Origin of the sequence: Rhodococcus sp. UNC363MFTsu5.1, from assembly GCF_000686785.1 — a bacterium.
Taxonomy (GTDB): Bacteria; Actinomycetota; Actinomycetes; order Mycobacteriales; family Mycobacteriaceae; genus Rhodococcus_G; species Rhodococcus_G maanshanensis.
In genome coordinates this window covers 1-3,784 of record NZ_JMLO01000057.1, presented here as the reverse complement: position 1 = coordinate 3,784, position 3,784 = coordinate 1, and the positions used below count along the sequence as shown (strand labels likewise).

At 66.8% G+C, this 3,784-nt stretch carries 4 protein-coding genes; all 4 read left to right on the top strand.

Annotated elements, in window-relative coordinates; translation table 11 throughout:
• Positions 1 to 123 precede the first annotated feature (123 nt).
• Complete coding sequence (locus BR31_RS32020) at positions 124 to 1,899, top strand: signal peptidase I (RefSeq protein WP_197023710.1); 1,776 nt, start codon at positions 124 to 126, stop codon at positions 1,897 to 1,899.
• A gap of 63 nt (positions 1,900 to 1,962) precedes the next feature.
• Positions 1,963 to 2,490 (top strand): alternate-type signal peptide domain-containing protein, encoded by a 528-nt coding sequence (locus BR31_RS0124970; protein WP_027503341.1) that lies wholly within the window; start codon positions 1,963 to 1,965, stop codon positions 2,488 to 2,490.
• A 4-nt stretch (positions 2,491 to 2,494) separates the two neighbouring features.
• Positions 2,495 to 3,046: a hypothetical protein gene (locus BR31_RS0124965; RefSeq protein ID WP_027503340.1), complete on the top strand. Its 552-nt coding sequence runs from the start codon at positions 2,495 to 2,497 to the stop codon at positions 3,044 to 3,046.
• The gene (locus BR31_RS0124960; RefSeq protein ID WP_027503339.1) at positions 3,043 to 3,627 is read left to right on the top strand and encodes a signal peptidase I; all 585 of its coding nucleotides are present in this window, start codon (positions 3,043 to 3,045) and stop codon (positions 3,625 to 3,627) included. Before BR31_RS0124965 ends, BR31_RS0124960 begins: the two co-directional genes overlap by 4 nt.
• The last annotated feature ends 157 nt before the right edge of the window (positions 3,628 to 3,784 follow it).

Genomic DNA, 3,784 nt, shown 5'->3' with positions numbered 1-3,784 from the left:
TGTGTTTCCAGGTGACGTTGGATTCGGCTGCGACGACGGCGGTGCAGAACCAGACGGTGAACACCTCGTTCAACTTCAACGCAACCACGGCGTGAGCGCGCCATGACCACTCAAGGAACTCCGATGAAATCGGATCGTAGCCGGACCGGTCGTGAGATCGCACTGAACGTCGGCGCAATCGCCGGTCTGATCTGCGTGCTCGCCGCCGCTGCGTCGTTCTTCTTCGGCGTCAAGCCGCTGATCTTCCGTTCCGGCTCGATGTCCCCGGACATCACCACCGGCTCGCTCGCCCTCTCGCACACTGTGCCCGCCGCGGATCTCGCGGTGGGTGACGTGGTCAGTGTCCTCAACGAGCAGGGCACCCGAATCACGCACCGCGTCAAGGAGATCGTCTCGTCCGACGCGGACACCTCCGTACTGATCCTCAAGGGCGACGCCAACCAGGATGCGGATATCTCGCCGTACACCGTGACCGAGGCCGATCGGGTGTTCTTCAGCCTCCCGGGTCTGGGATACGCGGTGGCATGGCTGTCCTCGCCGCTCGCGATCTTCCTCGGTGGCGCCTTCGTCGGAGGTCTGATGGTGATCGCCTTCCGGCCGGCCGGACACAGGGACGATGACGACCCCGGCAACGGCGGCGGTACCCCTGGCCCGGCGGAGTCCTCGGAGCCCCAGCCGAACCCGGTGGCGCAGGACGACTTCGAGGACGCGCCGACCCAGCAGTTCGAGATGCCCGCGCGGCACCTGACTCCGATTCGGGCCATGCTGCCCGCGCGGTCGCTGATGGTGCTCGGGGCGGTCGGGCTGACGGCGTTCGGTGCCACGGCGGTCGGGACGACGGCCGCGTTCACCGACAGCGCCATCGCGACCAGCTCGTTCTCCTCGGGCAACTTCTACCCGACTCCGCTGGTGTCCACGGTGAATTGCAACAACACTGGCACGCTGGGTTTCCGCTCCGCCAGGATCTCGTGGCCCAGCCTCGGCAATTCGCCGACCGGGACGGCTTACACCTACAAGGTGATCGTCCGGCGTGACAACAACCCTGCGGAGGTCGTCCAGACCAACGACAACGTCACCGGAACCTCCGTCGACTTCAACGGTGATTACTACGGCCGGGGTTACATCGCAGAGGTCCACACGAAGAACGGAACCAACGTCTCGACCGGCTGGAAAGGCCAGGGCATCTGGACCGCCACTCCGCAGGACACCTACTGCTCCGGTGGGTTCCAGCCCGGCGTGCCGAACCCGGCGAACGAGAATCCCGACGGGGTAGCGGCCCTCGCCGCACGCATGGCCGCGGGTGGGACGCCCTCGGCTGAGGCCGCGGCCGCTCCGTCGACGACCACGTCGACCGCTCCGTCCACGACCACAGCTCCGACGGCCACCACCTCGGTCGCGCCGACCACCACGACCGAGCAGCCGAAGGCTACGACGACGGTGCCGTCCACGACCACCATGACCGAGGTGTTGAAGCCGACGACGACCGCGCCGTTGACCACCACGGCGCCGTCGACCACCACGGCGCCGACGACCACTACGGCGCCGACGACCACCACGGCTCCGCCTGCCCCGACCACAACCGAGGCCAAGGCGGCGGAGGTGGAGGCCGTGGCCTCACCGTCGGGCGGGTTGAGCCTGGCGAACACGTCGGATTCGGGCACCTATGCGGCACAGGTGTCGTCGTCTCAAGTCGTGATCACTGACAAGGCCGGGGCGACCGTTTCCACCACGCCGGTCAGTAGCAAGGCGATCGTGAAGTGGGCCGACGGCTCCGACTCGCTCTGGATTGCCGACGGCGGTGCGCTGTACCGCGTCGACGCGTCCGGGGGTTGGACGAAGACGAAGGTCGACCCCGAGGCCGGTGACCTACCCGCGGAGATTGCGGCTCTCGTCAAGTAGCAGCAGCGCTCCGAGACCGAATCTTCCTACCCCCGACGGGGTCCTACGAAAGCTGACCATGACATGAACAACAAGATGAAGGGCGCGATCGCGGCGGGTGCCGCGACCGTCCTACTGGCCGGGGGCGCCGGCACCATGGCCGCATGGAATTCCGGCGTCAGCATCGGTGGCGGCGGGGTCGGTGCGGGCGCGCTTGCCCTCACCCAGAGCGGATCGCCGGCCTGGGTGGATCAGCACGGCGCCGTGACGATCACGGACTTCCGTGCGGTGCCCGGTGACACCGTCACCTACACGGCGAGTTTCGTGGTGACGGCTCAGGGCACCAACCTGCGGGCGAACCTGACGGTCGACAATGCCACCATCACCGGAGACCCGGCGTTGAAGGCCGCGATGGCCACCTCGGTGACCGCGACCTCCGGTGGTGCCTCACTCCCGTCGAACGCAGGCGGCGTGGTGATCACGCCGGCGCAGAACGGCAAGGTCGTCGACGTGAAGGTGGTCCTCGCCTTCAAGCCGGCAACCGCGGGCGCCACCGCTCAGTCCGCCCGGATCGACCTGTCCAACTTCAACGTCACTCTGAAGCAGGTGTAGACCCATGTCGAACAAGACCCGTTGGCTGGCATTTGGCGGAGCGGCGATCGTCGGCGTGGCGCTGATGTCGGCCCAGCAGACCGGTGCGCTGTGGAGCCAGACGCAGACCGTGGACGGCGGGACCATCCACTCGGGCATCCTTGACCTCTCGATCGGCGGCAGTGGGGTGAGCAACTACCCGTTCTCCGCGCTGGCCAAGGCGAACGGGGGGCCTGGAGACTACGCACAGGCGCCGGTCACCATCTACAACTCCGGCGACGTGCTGATGAAGTACCGGCTGCAGAATGCGGCCCAGTCCAATTCCGCTGTGCCACTGAACTTGACGATCTCCGCGGTGGCGAACGAGGCGGCCTGCCCGGCACAGGGCGCTCCGGCCGGGGCGACTCAGATCTACGACGGTCCGATGATCGGCGCCCAGGCGCCGACCGCCCCCCAGTGGCGTTCCGTCCAGCCCGGCGCCAGTGAGGTGCTGTGCCTGCGCGGCACCGTCGGTGCGGCCGCGCAGCCGAGCGCGAGTACCACCGCGACCTTCACGTTCGCGGCCGAATCTCGATGAGTCATGCAGTGCAGGTCGAAGAGCAGGACACGAGTGTGTGGGGGTGGGTCAAGAGCATCGTCTCGTGGCTGTTGCTCCTGGTGCTGGTCGCGATCCTCGCGCTGACGATCGTCATCCCCAGGCTCACCGGGTCGACGCCCTACACCGTGCTCACCGGTTCGATGGTGCCGACCTATCCGCCGGGAACCCTGATCGTGGTCAAGCCTCAGGACCCGGCAGCGCTGACGGCGGGCGACGCGATCACTTTCCAGAAGGAATCGGGGAACCCCGAGGTGGTCACTCACCGCATCATCATGGTGCGGCAGAACTCGCAGGGCGAGATCACCTACGTCACCCAGGGTGACGCCAATCCCTCGCCGGATACCAATCCTGTTGTTCCGGAGCAGGTACGGGGCAAGGTCTGGTACAGCGTGCCCTATATGGGTTACGTCAACAGCGTCATCACCGGCCAGCAGCGGGCGATGATGATCACGATCGTCGTCGGCGGCCTCTTCTGCTACGCCGGCTACATGTTCGTCGGCGCATTCCGGGACCGCAAGAACAAGAGCGACGATCCCGCCGCCGACGGCTCCGACACGTAAATCACTCCCCTGCAACTGGCGCCGCTGCTGCCAGTGCGACCGTAGTAAGAAGGGCAGATCCATGTCTCGTCATGAGGTTTCGAGTTCACCGTTGGGTATTGGTGCCCGGGCGCGGGCGTTGATGTCGGGGAGTAAGCCGCGGGCGGTGGCGTCGTTG